A 17859-nucleotide genomic window follows, 5' to 3' on the forward strand; every position below is an offset into this window, starting at 1 on the left:
AGCTATTCCTTATTTGCTGTTTACCCCAGTGCACTGACGAAGGCGGCGATCATACTCGACGCCCCTTTACCTGAGGGATAGATTATCTCTTTGCGATAATCCGTCACGGTATAGAACGCCTGATGCTTTGAGCTGCCGCTGGCGAAGATAAAGTATTCAGCTTTTTCCGCCAGGTTCACCAGCGCCGGAGTAGCGACGTGATCGTGGTTGAGTTCCACTCGTAGCCCTGGATAAAGCTGAAGCAACGCCTCTTTCCCACGTCTTGCCGCCCCTTCCATCAGGCTATAAATCGCCAACGTTTTACCACTGAGATCGCGATGAAGCGAAGACGCTACACCCGGCGTATTATCCTCTTCCGGGAAAGCATGTCCCGCATGTTCGCCGAGATAGAGCCTTTCCACCAAGCGTGCAGAAAGTTGCATGCTGACATCCAGACGCTCCCAGCGCTGCTTGAGCAACTCCTGCAAGGTGACCCAGAAACCTAATCTGGCGGCATCGTCAGCCGTGACTTTATCATAAAGAAGTTCAGCAATATCAAGTGAGTAGCCCAAGGTTCTTACCGACAGGTTTTCAGAGCACAGCATTGCCACCGATTCAATTGCGGACGCATATTCCTCGCGGGTGAAGGTACCGGAAAGGAATTTATCCAGAATCATTCCACCGAGACGCACATCCTCCTCTGAGCGAATATCCTCAACGGCCAGCAACATAAGCCAGTCCGGCCACAAGGAGGCAGATACCTGAACGTCATATTCTTCCAGCCAGTTCAGAAAGGTTGGCAGTACGTCTCGTAAAACTTTGCTCAACTGGGCGTTGGACTGCTGCTCCAGCAGCGCCTGCCACTGCGTTTCGTTGAAGGTTGACGGCGTCCAGTCCATGTAGTGAACGGTCGCCTGCTGGCGCAGTGATTCAAACCGTTCGGATTCCGTAGCCTGTTGTATATCTGCAAGCCAGCGGCTCCAGCCATAGTCTTGTGGTTCACAGCGTTTTTTCAGCGCCTGCCACGCCTCCCAGAGTTTGGGTATTTTTTGCAATGCCTGTCGTGTTGCTTCAGGCATCGCCGCCAGTTGTGCGTAGATCTCACTTTCGCGCTCAGCGTCCGCCAGTAGCGCTTCAAGTAACAAATCGGTCGCGTTTTCAAGGCTTATCAGCATGACAACCGGCGCCTGGATCAACGCCTGTTCTTCCGCTTCTATCGGCGCGGGCAGCGAACTTGCGCCTGTCACCCACCCCTCGACCTGCTGTATCCAGTCAGGATCTAATAGAGGCGACGCCGTTTGCCATTCGTCGATCCCCAGCAGCGCGGCCCCCATGGTCCACATTTGCCAGTCAGGCAGAAAACTCGCCTGATGAGCAAAGCGGGGCTTATGCTTGTACAGCGGCAATAAGCCCAGCACCAGTCGCCTTGCATCCTCACGCCTGTCCAGCGGGAAGTGCGCATCGCGGATGGCGTTAAGCATTAAATGGCCAGAGGATCGCAACAGCAGGCGCTGGATACGCTCCGGCACCCGACCGCGCAACAATACTTCTAGCCGAGGGTGGTTGAGAATCGAGTCCCATTTTGCCGAAGCCGCCATCCCCTGTAGCTCAAGAAACAGGAGATTAAGAGAAGAAAGCATCTGATTTCCGCGTAACTCTTCCAGATACTGTTCGGCAATCTTGCCATCGCGAGCGTGGCATGCTGTGTAGAAATCTCTGAGGATTCGTCCAGTTTGCCGACTGACCAGCGAATGTAAGACGGGTCTCTGATGATAAAGATCCATCACCATTTGCAGCATGGCGTAGACCCGTTTCATTCGGGCTATCTGCCATTCTTTTACCTGTTGCGGCGATCCATCCGGCACCGGTAAAAAGTCAAAGGTCAGAATTCCGTCCGGAGATTTATCCAGAAGCAACTGTTCCCCTGGATCGTTAGTGTGATAGAGGGATCTGATATCCGCATTAGTGTCGGCGGAACCCAGCGCCGCGGTCAAAATGCGCCGTAATTCGTCCAGGCTTCTCGCATTCTCTGCCAGAGCATAAAACACCGTTTTTCCCGTTCGCGTAGAAGGAACGATGCAGGGCATCCGTTGCGCATCGGCCCGCTGAATCAGCGTGTTCATTTGTTGGATGCTATAACCGCCCTGCATCGCCCTGTCATAATCCAGATGTTTATCTTCAGCGTAAAAGTTTTTCAGCCAATCTGCACACATCAGAACGCTTCCTGTGATCCACTAAAAAGATACTGACTTTCAAATTCGGCCATCGCTTCACCGATCATATGCGAATCGCAGTTCAGTTCTACAAATTCTTCATTTCGATTGACGCCACTCCGGGTAAAATTCATAGAGCCCTTCAGGAAGACGTTAGGCGTCAAAAAACCTTTTGTATGCAGCTGGTTACGCCATTCCAGACGAAAATTCGCAAAGCTGCTCAGGCGCTTTTCCAATGCTTTTACAAAGATACGGTTCATAGGGTCGTCGCGGGTCACCAGCGAAAGCGGCGCACCGTTATTCGCCGCACAGGCTAGCAGTTCAATGAAATCCATCTCCCGGCCTCCCCATGCAGGATCAATGCTGTCCCAATGGCCTGAGCGATTGTCCAGTAGTGGGAAGTTACTCACCCACGGCGAAACCAGCCAGATTGGCTCTGGCTGCATAATCAGAGCAACAAGCTGGGCGCTGAGGACTTCTCGCAACTGCCGTTGCCCTGCGGAGCCATGTAAAAAAATCTGCCGCTGTTTTGCTCGTCCGATCATTGCATCGCCTCCGCCAGTTCAATACGCAATATGAGCAAATCCTGCTCACGGCGGACTTCACCGAGACGCGGATACAGCAGCAGTCCCAAATGATCGATGGGTTCAATTTGCACGGTGGTAATGACCTGATGTAATTGATTTCGCTGCTGGCGAGTGAGGATCAGCTCCGCACGACCGCCTTTACGCAGCGCCGCATGCAAATGCCCAAGCCAGTCATCGTCAAGAGCAATCTTTTCGATTTGTTCGCTAAATAACGCGCCAGCAAGCAGACGCTCGGTTGTGACTTTGCGCGAGCAAAACATATTGTAAAAGCCGAGCTCAGCCTGGCGGATCGTGTAGCCACGCGGCCAGAGCAGGTTTTGGTTCCGGCACTGCGCGTTAAACACGACGGAAGCATCGGTTTCCACACTAAGCGCGTTCACCGCCAGCGCGTGTGCCATGGTGTTCATACTGAACTCAATACCCGCGCTCACTTCAAGCGACGACCAGTCCGACAGTAACTGATAAAGCTGGGTGTCTGTGTCATCGCTGCTGCCCGCCCGCAGAATCCGCGAGTACAGCACCGTGGTAAAGCTGTGGGAAAGGCGCAGACCGCGCTGTGAAAGCCGCAAATGCAGATTCTTGTTAGCCTCCCGCCGGGCGTCCATGTTGCTGGCTTCACGTACGGCTGAGATCGCCATACGAAGCGCCTCATCCGTTTGCAGCATCTGCAACACAGTTCGCAGATCGTAATCGATCTGCTCGTAGTCGCTGGCTGAAAGATTACGCACCAGCACATTGAGGAAGGAGACAGGATCTTCTGCCCACTTCTGCTGTAAACGAATCAGAATACCGCTACCACCAGACTCCATTTCACAGAGCCAGATCTCCAGCCATTCAGCGCCCTTGTCGGGATCGCTCATCCAAAAGGAGTCTGTCACCACCGCCCGCTCATCAACGTCTGGAAGCAGCGTGCTTAGCGTTTGCTGCACACCCGCAGCCAAGGTATCCGCTAATACCTGGCGTGCCCATTCAACAAAACCGTCGATTTCAGCCAGGGGTTTCCAGAGCGCCTGCGCGCAGTTCAGCAGCAGTTGCTGTATTTCCGGTCGCTGAAGAAGTTTGTTGAGGCCAATCTGTAGCGCCTGGTCAGTGCCTGCTTCATTGTCGGTATCCGGCTGGAACAGGCTGGCCGGGATCTCTGCCAGCCTTTCTACCCCTCTTTCGGAGGCCATTTCTCGTAATGCCGACTCAACCGAGGAGTGAGCGCCGTTTGCCAGTGTCTCCGCAAGCTGAGCCATAAAACATTCAATGGCCCAGTCCGCGTTGAAGCTGTCAAATTCAAATTCCGGCGACTGTCTTACAAGATGTTGAAAATAAACGGGGCGCATGCCTCGCTGAATTTCTTCCTGATGCAGCAGACCAAGCACATCATCACAGGTGAGGTTAAAACGCAGGCGCATTGCATCCACCCATTGACGACTTCCTACGCCAACCTGTTCCTCGCCATTAACCCAGGTGAAATCAACGTGAGCCCGCTCCTTATTCCTGAACCGAAGCGACGCCTGCGATCCGGTAGAAAAGCGGACCAGTTCCAGCGGGGTCATATGCTGGTGGTTGTAGAACGTGACATCACTCAGCGTGTGCTTCCAGGGTCCCTTCGGCACCTCGTCTGGCGTAGCAATAGCGGGGTTAATGACGTTGAGTACCCATTGCAGTTGCGCATTACTTTTATCATTTATACGGCGAATGTCGGCCCGGGTGGTCATGACCTTCGACGGTTTAACAACCTTGATGGTTTTTCCCTGATAGTCAACTTCACACTCGTTTTGCCAGCTATCACCGAACGCATCGCTTATCTGGAAATCAACGAATTGCCGCCCTTCCCCTGCCATCGGCTCGTAGGATTGTGGCACCAGCCAGTCGGTACTTTTGTTCGATTTGACGGCATAGCGTTTAGAGAGTCGCCCAGGCGCAAATTCACGTATTCCCTGCCAGAAAGAGAGAGTTTCCCAGTGGTCTTCATCGTCAAATCCACGCTTCAGGCGAATGTCCAGTTCCGGCAAATTCAGCTCGCTAAACAGGTTCTGCGGGATGTATTCCGGGGCGGGTGAATTGCTCCGGTGCTGTTCGCCCTCGCCATTCGGCTGATTCGGGCGCAGTCCGGCCCACTCCACGCCGTTAACCGACCAGCGAGTTCTGAGGTTACGTAGTATGGTTGGGAGAAACTCAAACATGACCGAGCGCGGCGGGCTCCAGAGGATATTCTGCACCGCGTCGTCAGATAATTGCAGGGCGTCCTGAAGGTAGCGCGTCAACTCGTTCAGCCGTCTGCCGCCGCTCAGAACCTCCTCAATCAGCTTGATAAGCGGGCCATACATTCGGTCATATTTCAGCTGATTATGTTCAACTTTTTTCAACATGCCCCAGAGGTCTTTGAACTGCCCGACTTTGCTGATCCAGTCGAGGGTCGCCATAGCTGCCTGCATTTTCTGCACGTGCTGGTTGCCCAGCGGGAGGCCCTGACGTTTGATCTCCGGGCTCATCAGCCCTTCATAACGCTGGAACTCGACGCGATCGCGGCCAAACTCGGAAAGCACTACCAGCATCCAAGGACGCATGCCCCGTGGACGTCCGGCACGACCTTTACGCTGTAAATAAGAGGCGACATCGTTAGGCGCTTTATGCTGAACAACAGCACCGACCAGCGGGTCGTTATATCCCACCTCGAGCGAAGAGGTAGCGACCACGACATCCGCTGATGCATCAACACCAGCATCCTGGCTCGACGTTCGGGAAATAGATTTGTTTTGCGCGAGGTCGTGACCAATCTCCATAGCCGCCTTCCAGTTCTGCCCCAGTTCGGTTTTAGACCGCTCAGGTGCAGTATCATCAAAGGGGCTGCGTAATACGGCCAACGGTGGGTGATCAATGCGCGACGCCCCTGGCCCCGTGACCCAGCCTTCGGCATCGCTGAGGTCATGGTACAGACGGTTGTTACCATCAAGAGTGTCGGTGAAGATGAAGGTTTTCTTACCCCACGTGCCTTTCGACTTATTCGCTTCACTATCCAACATGCGCGCCATCAGCATACTGGCCTGGATGGTGGTGGAGAGTAATGCCGTTTCAGAGACAGGATCGCCTCGCAGCGCCAGCAGGTACTCAGCCCCCTCTTCGATCATATCTTCCGCGTAGGGGTGGATCAGCGCAACCTGCTCTTCAGGTGCGCCCACCAGTTTGGCAAAGAAGTGCCGCGCGTCGGCAAGCGTTGCCGACAAGCCAACAAAATGCGGCAGGCAATCGGTGCGCTGCATCCAGCGCCGTAGCAACAGCGCAGTTTGAGCGCCGGTGGTTCCGCTGTAGGTATGGACCTCATCAAGCAGGACCAGCGTCGGGCCATAGCCCTCTCCGACGCCAAACAGATGATTACTCCAGGTGGAGTTCAACTGGAGATTCAGCATCTCCGTTGTGGTAAATAGAATATCCGGGGCATCGCCGCGATTTTGCTGCGCATCACGGGTGATCATGATTTCACTCTGATCCAATTGATGCTGGCACTGCGTACAGGTGAGCACCTCTCGCGCGTCAAATATGTCCTCACGACGCCAAATCAATGCCCCTCCGCACGCTTGCTTAGGATGATGCGGGTGGGGATGCTGGCATTTCATCAACCCGAACGGCAGCCCAACCTTACCCTTAACGTCTTTCCTCGACCATTCCGCTTTCACTGGCGTATCGCCAAAAAAGGCGCCGATTCGAATTTTTCGTCCGGCCGCCGTGAGCATATAGTCGTCAAGCTTGCGGCACTGTGAAAAAGTTTCAGCAAACTGGTCCTTTAGCAGTTCTTTTCGCGGATAGATAGCGAGGATACGCACCTTGCGCTCAGGGTTGCTGCAAATCTCCTCGGCAAGACGGGTCAGCGCAGGCAGGTAAAACGACAGCGTTTTACCGCTACCGGTACCGGCACAAATAATGGTTCCGCTGGCCGTGTCGCTTTTCACCTTGTGATCCTGCCAGCACTGCATAATGCGTTCGGTAGATCGCACCTGAAAACCCGCCAGCAGGAAGGACTTATCTGACGCCAGCGCTTGGCGCATAATGTCACAAACGCGCTCGCTTAATTTCAGCTGCTTTTTCCAGCCAGTAATCAGCGTGGTCGGTTCGTAAATGCGATCGGGATAAGTGCGCGGCCGGCGAATAAAGCGATAGTCCGATACCAGCGTTTTGCTCTGGTCCAGCTTTTGCCCATGCATCCACTGGCGCAAGTTACGCAAGAGATGGACCGTCTCCCCCATTCGGGTTCGCCAGACAGGCATGCCGCTGAGGTGCGGCACTTGGATCAGCATGGCGGCGTCTAGCATCGCCAATTGTGTATTATCACATTCCTCATCGGTCGGAGTGCGTTTAAAAACAACGCCCAACTCTCTTCTGATGTGAGTCAGTAACTCTTCTTCACTGAAGAAGCCACCTGTGTCTCCCCACACCAGCAATGCATTTTCCTCTGCTTCAAGAGCGTCGAGGACGTGATGCAGCACAGCAGTAGTGATTTCACTCATCCCAGTAAACCTTTGCGCATCACATTGAATGAGTTCAGCATTTCTTTTTCCGTCAGCCAGCTAAGGACTTCAGGCGTCAGCAAAGTCAACGGTGCGCGATTGTTATTATTGAGCGCCTGGAAAAAATCAAGGACGCAGGCTGGCGCTTTAAAATCCATTTTGCCTTTTAACTCGACCATTTCATCACAGTACTGCTGTAGTTTTTTAATCACAATGGGATTAGCGGGCCCCATCATTTTCTGATGATTGAACCCATCAAGAGCCGTTCGGTACTCGTTGTAGATACGAATGAGCCCCAACGTCTTTTGCTGTTCAAGGAAGACAGTTTCCAGCATCTGTTGGCTTTCAAGATTGTGGATGAATGCCTGCCAGTTACTATCAATTTTATCTGCAAATTTCGACTGGACGGCCATCAGCGCATTGAGCGTCTCGCCTAATCCCCCTTTTTGCTGAGCCTCATCGGCCATATGCTGGTATTTTTCCGCAAATTCTTTCAGAGCGATTTCAGCGTCATAAATCGCCGCTTTTTCATGGCTATCAAGAGTGATTTGCGACAACGGTGAAGGCAGTTGAGTAATGACATCAAGCTGAGTTGCCGTCTCCTTTAAAGATGAAGCAACGTTGTGCAAATCGTCGCGAATTTGCCGGTACTTTTCGTAAACATTATCTTCTTGTTTCACCTGCTTCTTCAGTTGAAAATCCTTGCGAAGTTGGATGAGTTGCTGCTTAAGCGTGTTCATCGCTACCTCCTGCATTCTCTTTGAGGATCTGAAGATCCTGCATCATCTCCATCAGGACTCTGTCAATTTGCGCGCGACACTCACTGATTCGGTGACCACCTTTATCCTGGTTGTACCCCGTAATCGCACTAAAGGTTTGCTTACAAATCTTTTGCCACCGCTGCAGAGTATCTGTAAAACGCTTGAGTAATTTTCCATCTAAATCGCAAAGCAACTGCCACAAAGCAAGTGGTTCTTCTTTCTGCGTAATGCTTCGTAATTTGAGGATCATTGCCCACGTGCCACCTTCTTTTAAAGCACTTAGTTCTGCTTGCAGCGTACTGCAGTCCACCTCAGCATTAACCGGATAGTCACCTTCTTCACGTAACTCTTCCAACAACGATACGGCATCCTCGATAAGTTGAGCGAATGCCTCACTGTTTTCGCAATCAGAGAAATACGTGACCTCGGTCAGCGTTGACGCAATCTCTCTTACCGTTCTGTTCGCCGCCTGCTCTATCCTGCTGTCTGCTGGTTGTTTCAGGGCCTCCAGCACCATTTTCTGCACAATATCGCCTTCCAGTGCATGATCGTTTGGGGCATAGAGATTTAGCCATTTCGACTTCACCTCCTCCCACTTATCAAGAGCGTCAGAGCGTACTTTGGCAATGCTCTCTGTGGCGGCAGATTTATGTTGGCCGATCAATGCCTCTTTGTTCATTAGCAATTGATTCAGCACCTCTTTGGAGGTCGCATTCGGTTTGATAATGCCAAGGGCCCGGGCCAACTGCAGATGTTCAGTCAGTATCATCCCCTGATTTTCACGCTTGCTGCGCAGGAGTTCAGTGAGAGCGTAGGGCACCCAACGGTCAGCAAAGGACTGTATAACCAGATAATCTTCCGCAGCTTTCGAATAAGTCCAGTCCGGACCATTTTTTTTGTCCATATAGAGCCCGAAACGTGCAAGGGCCATCGATACCTCAGTTATCCAGACTGACCGTTTCTTATACTCCGCCTCGGAGACAAAATTCACTACCTGTTTCAGCCTGTTACCGTGCGCATTTGGGACATTAATGTTAACGAAATTCCCACTGCGAATATCGGGCTTAGACTTCGCACCATACCAGTCAGCATTGGCGTGCTGGTCATAAATCATTGCCAGCGAGTTACGGATATATTTCGCCGTATCCTGATCGAGTAATACATCTTTCAGTATCCAGTCGGAAACGCTGGCCTCCATCTTGTAAACACGTGCTTCGAGGGGATCAACAGGCTCAACCGATTCTTGCGGAACAGGGTTTGGCTTCACCGTTTTCGCACTGACAGGCTCGATTTTTCGTCCAACCGTTGCAGCATTACCGGGGTTGATCGCGCCTTTCTCAGTCGACGCGAGTTCGTTTGCCAAATCATTGAGGCCAAAGCAGCGCACAACCGCAGGAGGCAATGCGGTAGCAAGGGCGGGACCATTGTCTGCCGGATATCCCCAAATAGCCGCGACGGTTTCAGAGCGGTCCTGCTCCGCCAACGTTTTTCGACTCAGCCAGGTTCGCAGCCCATGAGGTGCGGTAATGCCATCAAGTTGCGGAGGCGGAAACCGTCCTTCTTGTGCCATAACCCGATAGTTGAACAAGATGTTTAACAGGATTTTGTTAAGGATGATTCTGGGATTAAATTTTATGCCCTTATTACCATCGCCACAGTGAACATCCGCCAGCGCATGAATTGCGCGTTCATTAAAGGGAAAAAGCGCATAGCCCAGAGAGCTGTAGCCAAAAGCATCAATACCCTCAATGGCTTCAGCATGCTGATCCCAGTTTGGCACCCAGTTCGTATCGCTGGTACGTTTTTTCCAGAACTCGAGCAAAGACTTATCCCCAAAACGCGCGGCATTGATATAGCGACTGCAAAAGTCGACAATCCGCTGCCGCGTCTCTGAACGCTCACCTACAACCTCTTCGATCCGCCATTCACCTTTCGCACGGTCACGCATACCCTGGCGACGACGGTTATATCCCTGATAACCTTCAGTCGTCGCAAAGGCCGAGCACACCGGACAAAGCACTTCTTCACCATCGCGCGTCCCCTCACGCTCCAGGCTGTCGATAAGCACATCTTCAATAGCGGTGATCAGAGACATATCTTCCACCAGCACCATCAGGGTCATTCCCCGTTCATGCAATGCTTTTCGAATCTGTAGAAATAGATCGGAAAAGCTGCGCCCCCGGAAATTAAACAGCTGATTAAAAAGGGTTTGTGCTGCTTTACCGAGCACCAGGTTCAGAATATCAGCGGCTTCCTGCCGACCAGGTTCATGCGTATTGAGTCGCGTCCGACTGATATACGAACGCGTCGGAAGGCTCAGATCACTTAGGTGTATTTGGAAATCAAGATCGCTGGCTTTAAGTTGCTGTTCACCCTCTTCAAGTTCATCGCTGTTTGCGCCACTGATTAGACGGCTGGCGAAACGGAACAGGCACTGTTCTTCCTTTAGTAAGAACTGTTTGAAATAAGCGTCGTTGATCAGCGTCGGCAGGGCATTTTCTGCGGCATGAATATTGATTTTCTTTAACTCAGAGGACTTCTTGCGCAGTGCATTCTGCTGCTCCGGGCTTGCTTCCGCCGCTTCCTGCTTAAGCTGCTCATAATCAGCGCTTGAACGCGCATGAAGATCGCGAAGCTCTTGCCCCATCAACATCAAAAGCCATTCAGCGATCTCTTTGGGTGAGCGTTTATCGCTGACCTTGTTGATATCCTCACGCGCTTCATCAAAAATTTCGCCCTCAAGCCCTTCCAGTAAAAGCTCAAGTACTTCCCGTAGGCTTGCACTTTTGGGTATACGGACAATATGCCACTGTTTATTTTTAAATTCAGGGCGCAGGCGCAGGTTCGCATCCAGCCAACGGATAATATGGGACTTCCCTACCCCTGTGTTGCCTATGATTGGCAGTGGGCGCTGCACTTCCAGAAAGTGTTTTAGCAACTGCTCTTCCGTTTCATACGCCAACGGACTGCCGTCGGTATTCATTCGTAAGATTCGGGCTGGCTCATGAACGGCCAGCAGCGTATGGTCCGAAAGCTCTTCCGCCTCGGTACGAATGCACTGTCTGATGTTCGGTAAAGACGGCCAATATTCCAGCATTTTCATTTTAAAAGCTCCCCAGGGCTAATGGCGCTTATCCGTTGGGTATTACCGTCCGGCCCGGTTAACAATAGCGCCTGATGATCATCAGCCCTAATCTCAAACTTTATCTTCAGTGCCAGCTCAAGACGCACCAGCGCCTGACTCAGAGAGGCGCTCAAATGTAATGGTTCTTTCGGTGTCCAGTTATCTGCCGTAATCATTGGTTCAACCTGCTGACGATAGCTTCCGCCATCGATCATCGGTAAGACTTCTGCAAGCCGGGATATGAAGTCAATTGCGGGAAGGTTGCTGTGGTTCTCCAGCACACGGTCTAGTACGCCCTCAATAGCTCGCGTCGGATCAACCAGATATCCATCCATAAATGGCTCAACAAAACCGAGGAAAAAAGCAAATTCAAGGAACGTTGTCGCTTCATTTGATAAGTTGATCTGGCGACGTACGCCTTCGTTGTTCGAATCCTTGAGCAGCGGTCCAACGCCTCCCGTGACACTCTCTTTTGTCAGCGTGCTCTTGCCGATGAAGGCAAAATTATCCTGCGCAAGCAACGCGGTGATACTGAGTAGGAAAGGCTGTCCACGGGTGCCTTCCAGCAATGACTCTTTTGGCTCGTTTGTTATCAATGTGCGTAATACGCGGCTCGGCAGATTGCGCTCATTCGCGAGTGGAGTATGTCGGGAAATACCCGCCTCAGTCTGCTGCCATAGCCCTTCTTCCAACCAGAAATCCAGGTTCTTCCGAAAACGATCCGCACCAATATCGGATTGCGGCAGCGCCTGGGGACGCAGCAGTTCAACCAAATCTTCATGCAAAATCGGTTTTCCTCCACGGCGATTGAGGACCCTATCAATTGTGCAGATCAAGCGAATCTGGCTACCCGGATGGGCGTTATTAATGATTGCCACTGCTTAAACTCCTTATAAATTGGTCCAGCGTACGAGCTCTGGGATCACTCTCCCACCACAGCCTTCCCCGAACGTTTTTTTCAGGGAGCGTCTCTGGGGCCACAATGATTCGTTTGATATCACTAAACGGGTCAAGTTCTGGCAGGCTCTCTCCGGGCAGGACAAGTACCAGTTCATTCCAGTTTGTCGAGGGATCGTCATGTGAAAGCGCGCACCAGAATGGCACGCTCTTATAAAGTTGTTGGCTTAATTGGGATAGTACGGTCGAGCTTGCGCGGATGGCCTGAATCTCACGTGTGACTAGCAAACGTGCGATCCAGTCGATCCACTGGCGAAGCAGCAAAGCGGAGGATCGGGCCGGAGGGTAATAAATACGCATATCGCTACCGATGCGCTCGCGTTCTTCGCCAGAAATCAAATATGCATTCAAGCCCAGCGTAGGCGTATATGCTGACAACGCCTGAGAGCGACAACCAGGGCAACCACCACAAGCCAGTTCTGGGGCGTAACCATCAAGCGTGTAGAACGATTCAAGGACACTACATAGCGGATTTTCCTGATGATTCAACCAATCTTCAAGCACCTGAAACCCTTTTTGCCGGGCACGCAACTCTCTGGAACGCAGTTCTTTTAACGTGCCATTCCACTCCTGCACATCAAGATGACCTTCACGATGGAGTTTGACGCCAATATGGCTGAAATAATGGTTAAAGTACTGTTCTACCTTCGCATCGTCCACATTATCTGAGGCAAACTGTTCGAGATCCGGTGCAGCAAAATGCAGACTCAAGAAGCCGGCACGTTGGAGCATGAGGAGTGTGCGCCAGTTCCACGCGACATTAGCACGAGAATCAATTTTGATGCTGTCGTGCTTGGTATCCAGATAAACTGAGAAATAACCGGGTGATTCCGATTCCCGGTTCTGATGCATTTTTTGCCAACGTAGAAACCCTTTTTTTGCACCGATAAGGTTATCGCGGTTAAGGTGACGAGCCAAAGAGATCTGATCGTCCCTATAAATGAGTTGTGCTACTGAAGCATAGCCGTCACGCCCTCCACGCCCGCTCTCCTGATAGAGACGGTCGATGTTTTCCGGGACGGTAACATGCAGCACCGCGCGTACGTTGTTTTTATCCATCCCGACGCCAAATGCAGAGGTCGCAACCATGATATCAACGTTATCCTCAGCCCAGTCGGCTATCTGCTTTTCTCTCTGGCGTGGAGATACTTTACCGTGGACCAATCCGCAGCGCTTATAGCCGGCTTTGAGCAAATACTGGTGCCAGTCGATGGCGTCCTCGACCGTCGTAACGTAAAGGATCAACGGCCGCGGTAGCGTTGAAATCGCATCTTCCACCTGCCGACGATGATCTTCACGATCGTCCGCTTTGCTGACGTACCACATAGGCTCTGGTCGCAGGAAACTGCCGTTAACTTCAACGATCGCCTGAGGGTTATCACCGGCAAAGAGCTCTTTAAGGGTATTGAGCGTTGCCTGACTCCACGTCGCGGAAAGAAGTACCGTGCGAATGCTCGCCTTACTCACTTCCACCAATGATTTTACCAACGGCGCAAGCAGTTGGAATTCCGGCCGGAATTCCGCACCCCATTGATCGATAAGATGGGCTTCGTCCACGACCAGGGCGCCAATCATTTTCCGCTTGGCCAGTGAAAATAGAAGCAATAGCAGCGAACCACTGGATGCCGCCTCCGGTGAACAAAACAGTAACCTTTGTTTACCGGCTTTGATACGGGCCTTAATCGCCTCGCGTGCCTCTGGTGTTTGCCCAGAGTGCCAAGTGTATTCGCCACCATGGTCGGCGTTTGCCTGCAGTAACATGGACTGAGCGCGCTGAGCCTGCTCAATAGCAAGGCTGATAGTCGGAACAATCACCAGTGTCAGTTGACTTGCGGGAGTTGCCAGCATCAGAGAATGGATAATGAACGTCTTACCAGCCCCCGTTGGCAGGTTAATAAACAAAAAACGGTCTTTATCACTCGTCAACACCGTGCGTACAGCAAGCTGCTGCCCAACAGATGTGTAATGAGTGTATTTAGTGTCATTCAACAGAATCGGTAACAACGTATCCAGCGGCGGGGTCTGGAGCAGACGTCTTTTCTCCTTTCGCCACACTGCCAATAACTCTGGCGCGATCTGTAATGCGTTCTCGTCTAACAGAACCTCACCAGGATAATCCCGGCTGCGCCGTAGGCCAGCACGCAGTAAATCCTCTGATAAGATTCGCTCTTTGAGCGGCAGCCGCAACGGCAGAAGCCCATGAGCTCGGGCACATTGTAAAGCGTCATAATAGCCATGTAATCGGTCTGAGATCCCCGCGCCTGCATCGTTCAGACATAGCCAGAGACGATAGAAAAACTGACCGTCATCCTGATGGATTACAAAATTATTGTCCTGACACTCGTCCATCGCGAGTAGCTCACGGAGTTGCCTCCATTGGAATTCCATTCTTTACTCCATCTGGAAAGTCTCTTTGCTGCACAAAATTATCGCCTTCACCGCCATCAACTGGTGCCCAATAGGCAATACGTCACTCGAAGGGTAGCGAATTTGCTGACGCTGCTTCGCTTTTTCTGTTAACTCCAGCACCGTATTTTTCCAGGCTTCGGGATCAAACCAACGCGTCATCTGTGGCCATACATCGGTTCGCAGGTTCATATCTTCGTAGAGCACAGTCCCTTTTTTATCGTACGGTTTTTCCAAAACAGCGATAATCTTTTCATCAACTTCGCGACCATTAGCATCGAGCCAGAAGGTTTCCAGCCGCGGGGCAAAACGCTCATCTCCCTGACGTTGAGCTACCAGCTTATTATCGCCATCCAGGCTAGCGCTGCTTAACCATTGAAAATGGAAATAAAACTGTGGCGACGGGAGTTTAATCGTTTTCATCATGCGTAGGATCGCCATCGTCGTACCGCGAGGATCACTCTGCATAAGTTGCCAGACGGTATCCACGAAAGGTTGCCCGTAGCGGAGAGGATAAGTATTTTTGTGCAAACTAGCCTGGGTACGCGAGAGGGTCATGATTGCTGTAGAAGGAGGATAGCCCTCTGAAAAATCCAGTCCAAGCAAACAGTTGTCGATGAAAGTTTGCACATCAACGAGCGTGCGCCCCTTATATTCATCTCGTTCAAAGCGTAACCTGAACCCGGTTTTATCTTCCTCAATTTGTTGATTAAACTGGAGCGCTTTGGTGATCCATTGCAGCATGTCAAGCGCACGCTGTTCCGCATCATCTTCAGACTCCAGCAATGCCTCAGAAAATGCCTGTGAAGCAATGACCTCTCGCTCCATAGAAAGCAGGTTCTCCTGCTCAAACACTTTTTTACGCTCAACGGCTACGAACCCTTTTTCTCCCCCCAGGGCATCGATGGTAGTACTGATGACGGCAAGACCGCCCTCAAAATAACGCCGCCACATAGCCTCTATTTGCTCATCCAACACAAACTGCAGGCTGGCTACGCTTTGTCTGAACAGGTTAATGCCCTGATCTAAAAGCCTGGTCCACTCCGATGACAGGCCATCTCTTCCAGGCAGGATGACGAGGCTTTCTACCGGCTTGATGCCCCTTAAGTTGCCTGAGTAGCGGTTGAAGCGCCCAAGACGTTGCTCAAAACGGTTGAAATCGCGACTCAGGCTGTAATGAACGGCCAGACGATTTTTCCCATGAAGATTAAGGCCATCTTCCCCACGCCTGTCGCATATCAGCACCTGCCAGTGGTTGTTAAGCGCGTACTTATCCGGCGCGTGGCGGACGATTTTCCAAGTGGACTGTAGATCCAGCTTTGTGAAAAGATGAGCGGATTCCGCTTCTTCACTACAGAATATGACCGCTTTCCCTTCTTTGTGATTCGCAAACCATGCGTTAAGGGCGATCATCAATTGCTCGTCTTTTTGGCGTTGCTCTTGCTTCGCAATTGCCAGCGCTTGTTCAAGGTAATTTTGTTCATCTATGCTGGCGGGTCCCTGTTCCAGCGCTAAGCGTGCCCGACGTGAAAATGTCAGGGGACTGGTGAACAGCGCATCCACCCAATCGCTCAGATTCTCCGTGGTGATATGGCGATGCTTCTCAGGAGAATTTTTGGCACTAGAACGCCAGTCTTCAAGAAGTTCGTCTAAGGTGACATCTTCAGGCTTGACGGCCCAGTGCGCGATATTCAGCCCCGCTAACCCAGGGAAAAGCCAGGCAAGAGAAGGATCTTCGCGGCGGTTACGTAACAGTCGATGAAACAGACGGTAATGCTCACCTAACCAATTGCGAAGCGCCAAAATTTTCTCGCTACGCTCTTCGCCTTCTTCATCGGCGATAAAATCAACAAGCGGCCGCACCTCATCAATTAAACCCTGAAGTTCCTCATCATCAGGAAACTTTGCGGACAACTCCTCAAGACAGCTTTCGATAATCCCGTTGTCGTTTTCAGGCTGGAGCGCGGTATAGATCCCGCCAAGGCTCTCACGCTCTGCCACGCGTTGGATAAAATGCTCACAACCTGCCGGGTCCAGTGGCCAGGCTTCTTCATTGAGGCAATGCAACATCGCAAGAAAGTTCAGTTCGTTGCCATGCATCGGCGTCCCTGAGAGTAACAATACAATGCCCGTTTGATGGCAAAGTGTTGTCAACGCGGTATATTGAGCGCGTTTAGCAACGTCTTCAGCCCAAGCGTGACGTGCGAGTTGGTGGGCTTCGTCCACCACAATCAACGTCGGCCCCCATGTTTGCATCAAGGAGTCGGTAATCTCATCATGGTTGCAAAGCCGGATTTGCCGCGTCCGCCCTCCTCCCATCATCACTTCACCTAATGCAAAGCGTCCGATCAACTCCTCACTCCACTGGCCTTTTAACGCTTGCGGCACGACTACCAAAACCCTGGCGTCGCGATTACATTCCAGAATATGCTCGCGGATGACCAGCCCCGCTTCGATGGTTTTGCCCAGTCCTACTTCGTCTGCCAACAGGTATTTGGGGTTTTGGTCCTGGAGAATTCGACGAACAACAGCAATCTGATGAGGCTCGACCTCAACGCGACTGCTGATCAACGAAGACATAGATCGGCATGCTGCACGCTGCTTAATCCACGCGCTGACAAATCGCTCGCGCAGAGGGTAAAAAAACGGAGCATCGTTTGAACGGGCAGCAAGAAAATGGGCTGGGTTCATTGCTAAGCCCTGCCCATAGTTGGGATAAAATATGTCTGCCAGATCCACAACGACATTCTGGCCAGAACGGATAATTATCAGATGCTTATTACCAGGCCTTGGTCCGCCATAGCGTCCGCGGCACCATAACCCACTTTCCGCCGATCGAAAGTAGACGGTACTTTCGTCATAAAGTTTTGCTGGCGCCAGCGTACAAATCTCTGCCATCTGGCGATTAACCTCTGATTCCAGAGGTGAAACAAACCATGCGATTTCAGCCTTTTCAGCTGAGTATAAACGCAGAATTTTAGCAATCCCACTAAATAACGGAGAAGTAACCAAGTCACCTTCTGATAATGTACCAGGTTGTGTAGTCATTGTATTTTTTCAGCCATGAAGGGAATCGTTGTTACGATCGGAAAAATAGCATTCCGTAATGAAAAAATAATACACGTGAAAGATAAGTTTGATCAATTCAAACAGACGATTGCCGCCAGCAAGAGGACTGAGAAGGTGTGATATAGTTCACATAACAAAAAAGACAATGAAATCAATCATACTTATGGATTGCAGCTCATGTTTTGAGATGAAAAATGAATACTATGCAGAAATAATCCCAACATGAGATTATTGCATTAACAATTAAAAAGCCCCCTATTAACAATAGAA

The 17859-nt window shown here is 51.4% G+C and carries 8 protein-coding genes; all 8 read right to left on the reverse strand.

The window, feature by feature from the left end; genetic code table 11:
• Window positions 1–20: 20 nt before the first annotated feature.
• From dpdD to dpdE, 8 genes are read right to left on the reverse strand one after another with little or no spacing between them, the layout of a single operon-like run.
• A complete protein-coding gene (gene dpdD / locus HV311_RS22100; RefSeq protein WP_182037647.1) occupies window positions 21–2192 on the reverse strand; it encodes a protein DpdD in 2172 nt (723 codons plus the stop codon).
• On the reverse strand, window positions 2192–2737 hold the full coding sequence (gene dpdK, locus HV311_RS22105) for a phospholipase D-like domain-containing protein DpdK (protein WP_032175793.1): 546 nt from the start codon (window positions 2735–2737) through the stop codon (window positions 2192–2194). Before dpdK ends, dpdD begins: the two co-directional genes overlap by 1 nt.
• Entirely contained in the window at window positions 2734–7272 is a 4539-nt protein-coding gene (dpdJ, locus tag HV311_RS22110; RefSeq protein WP_182037646.1) for a protein DpdJ, read from the reverse strand. Before dpdJ ends, dpdK begins: the two co-directional genes overlap by 4 nt.
• The gene (gene dpdI, locus HV311_RS22115) at window positions 7269–8012 is read right to left on the reverse strand and encodes a protein DpdI (protein ID WP_182037645.1); all 744 of its coding nucleotides are present in this window, start codon (window positions 8010–8012) and stop codon (window positions 7269–7271) included. Before dpdI ends, dpdJ begins: the two co-directional genes overlap by 4 nt.
• Window positions 7999–11136: a protein DpdH gene (gene dpdH, locus HV311_RS22120; RefSeq protein WP_248180114.1), complete on the reverse strand. Its 3138-nt coding sequence runs from the start codon at window positions 11134–11136 to the stop codon at window positions 7999–8001. Before dpdH ends, dpdI begins: the two co-directional genes overlap by 14 nt.
• The gene (gene dpdG / locus HV311_RS22125; RefSeq protein WP_032175789.1) at window positions 11133–12035 is read right to left on the reverse strand and encodes a protein DpdG; all 903 of its coding nucleotides are present in this window, start codon (window positions 12033–12035) and stop codon (window positions 11133–11135) included. Before dpdG ends, dpdH begins: the two co-directional genes overlap by 4 nt.
• Complete coding sequence (gene dpdF / locus HV311_RS22130; protein WP_191220476.1) at window positions 12022–14502, reverse strand: protein DpdF; 2481 nt, start codon at window positions 14500–14502, stop codon at window positions 12022–12024. Before dpdF ends, dpdG begins: the two co-directional genes overlap by 14 nt.
• A 3-nt stretch (window positions 14503–14505) precedes the next feature.
• Entirely contained in the window at window positions 14506–17568 is a 3063-nt protein-coding gene (gene dpdE, locus HV311_RS22135; protein ID WP_259345941.1) for a protein DpdE, read from the reverse strand.
• Between the last annotated feature and the right edge of the window lie 291 nt (window positions 17569–17859).

Source organism: Citrobacter sp. RHBSTW-00881, assembly GCF_013728515.1.
In the GTDB taxonomy this organism is placed as follows: Bacteria; Pseudomonadota; Gammaproteobacteria; order Enterobacterales; family Enterobacteriaceae; genus Citrobacter; species Citrobacter braakii.

Coding starts and splice junctions, on each gene's coding strand:
- dpdH (WP_248180114.1), bottom strand. CDS start 11,136: ATGAAAATGCTGGAATATTGGCCGTCTTTACCGAACATCAGACAGTGC.
- dpdI (WP_182037645.1), bottom strand. CDS start 8,012: ATGAACACGCTTAAGCAGCAACTCATCCAACTTCGCAAGGATTTTCAA.
- dpdJ (WP_182037646.1), bottom strand. CDS start 7,272: ATGAGTGAAATCACTACTGCTGTGCTGCATCACGTCCTCGACGCTCTT.
- dpdF (WP_191220476.1), bottom strand. CDS start 14,502: ATGGAATTCCAATGGAGGCAACTCCGTGAGCTACTCGCGATGGACGAG.
- dpdE (WP_259345941.1), bottom strand. CDS start 17,568: ATGACTACACAACCTGGTACATTATCAGAAGGTGACTTGGTTACTTCT.
- dpdK (WP_032175793.1), bottom strand. CDS start 2,737: ATGATCGGACGAGCAAAACAGCGGCAGATTTTTTTACATGGCTCCGCA.
- dpdD (WP_182037647.1), bottom strand. CDS start 2,192: ATGTGTGCAGATTGGCTGAAAAACTTTTACGCTGAAGATAAACATCTG.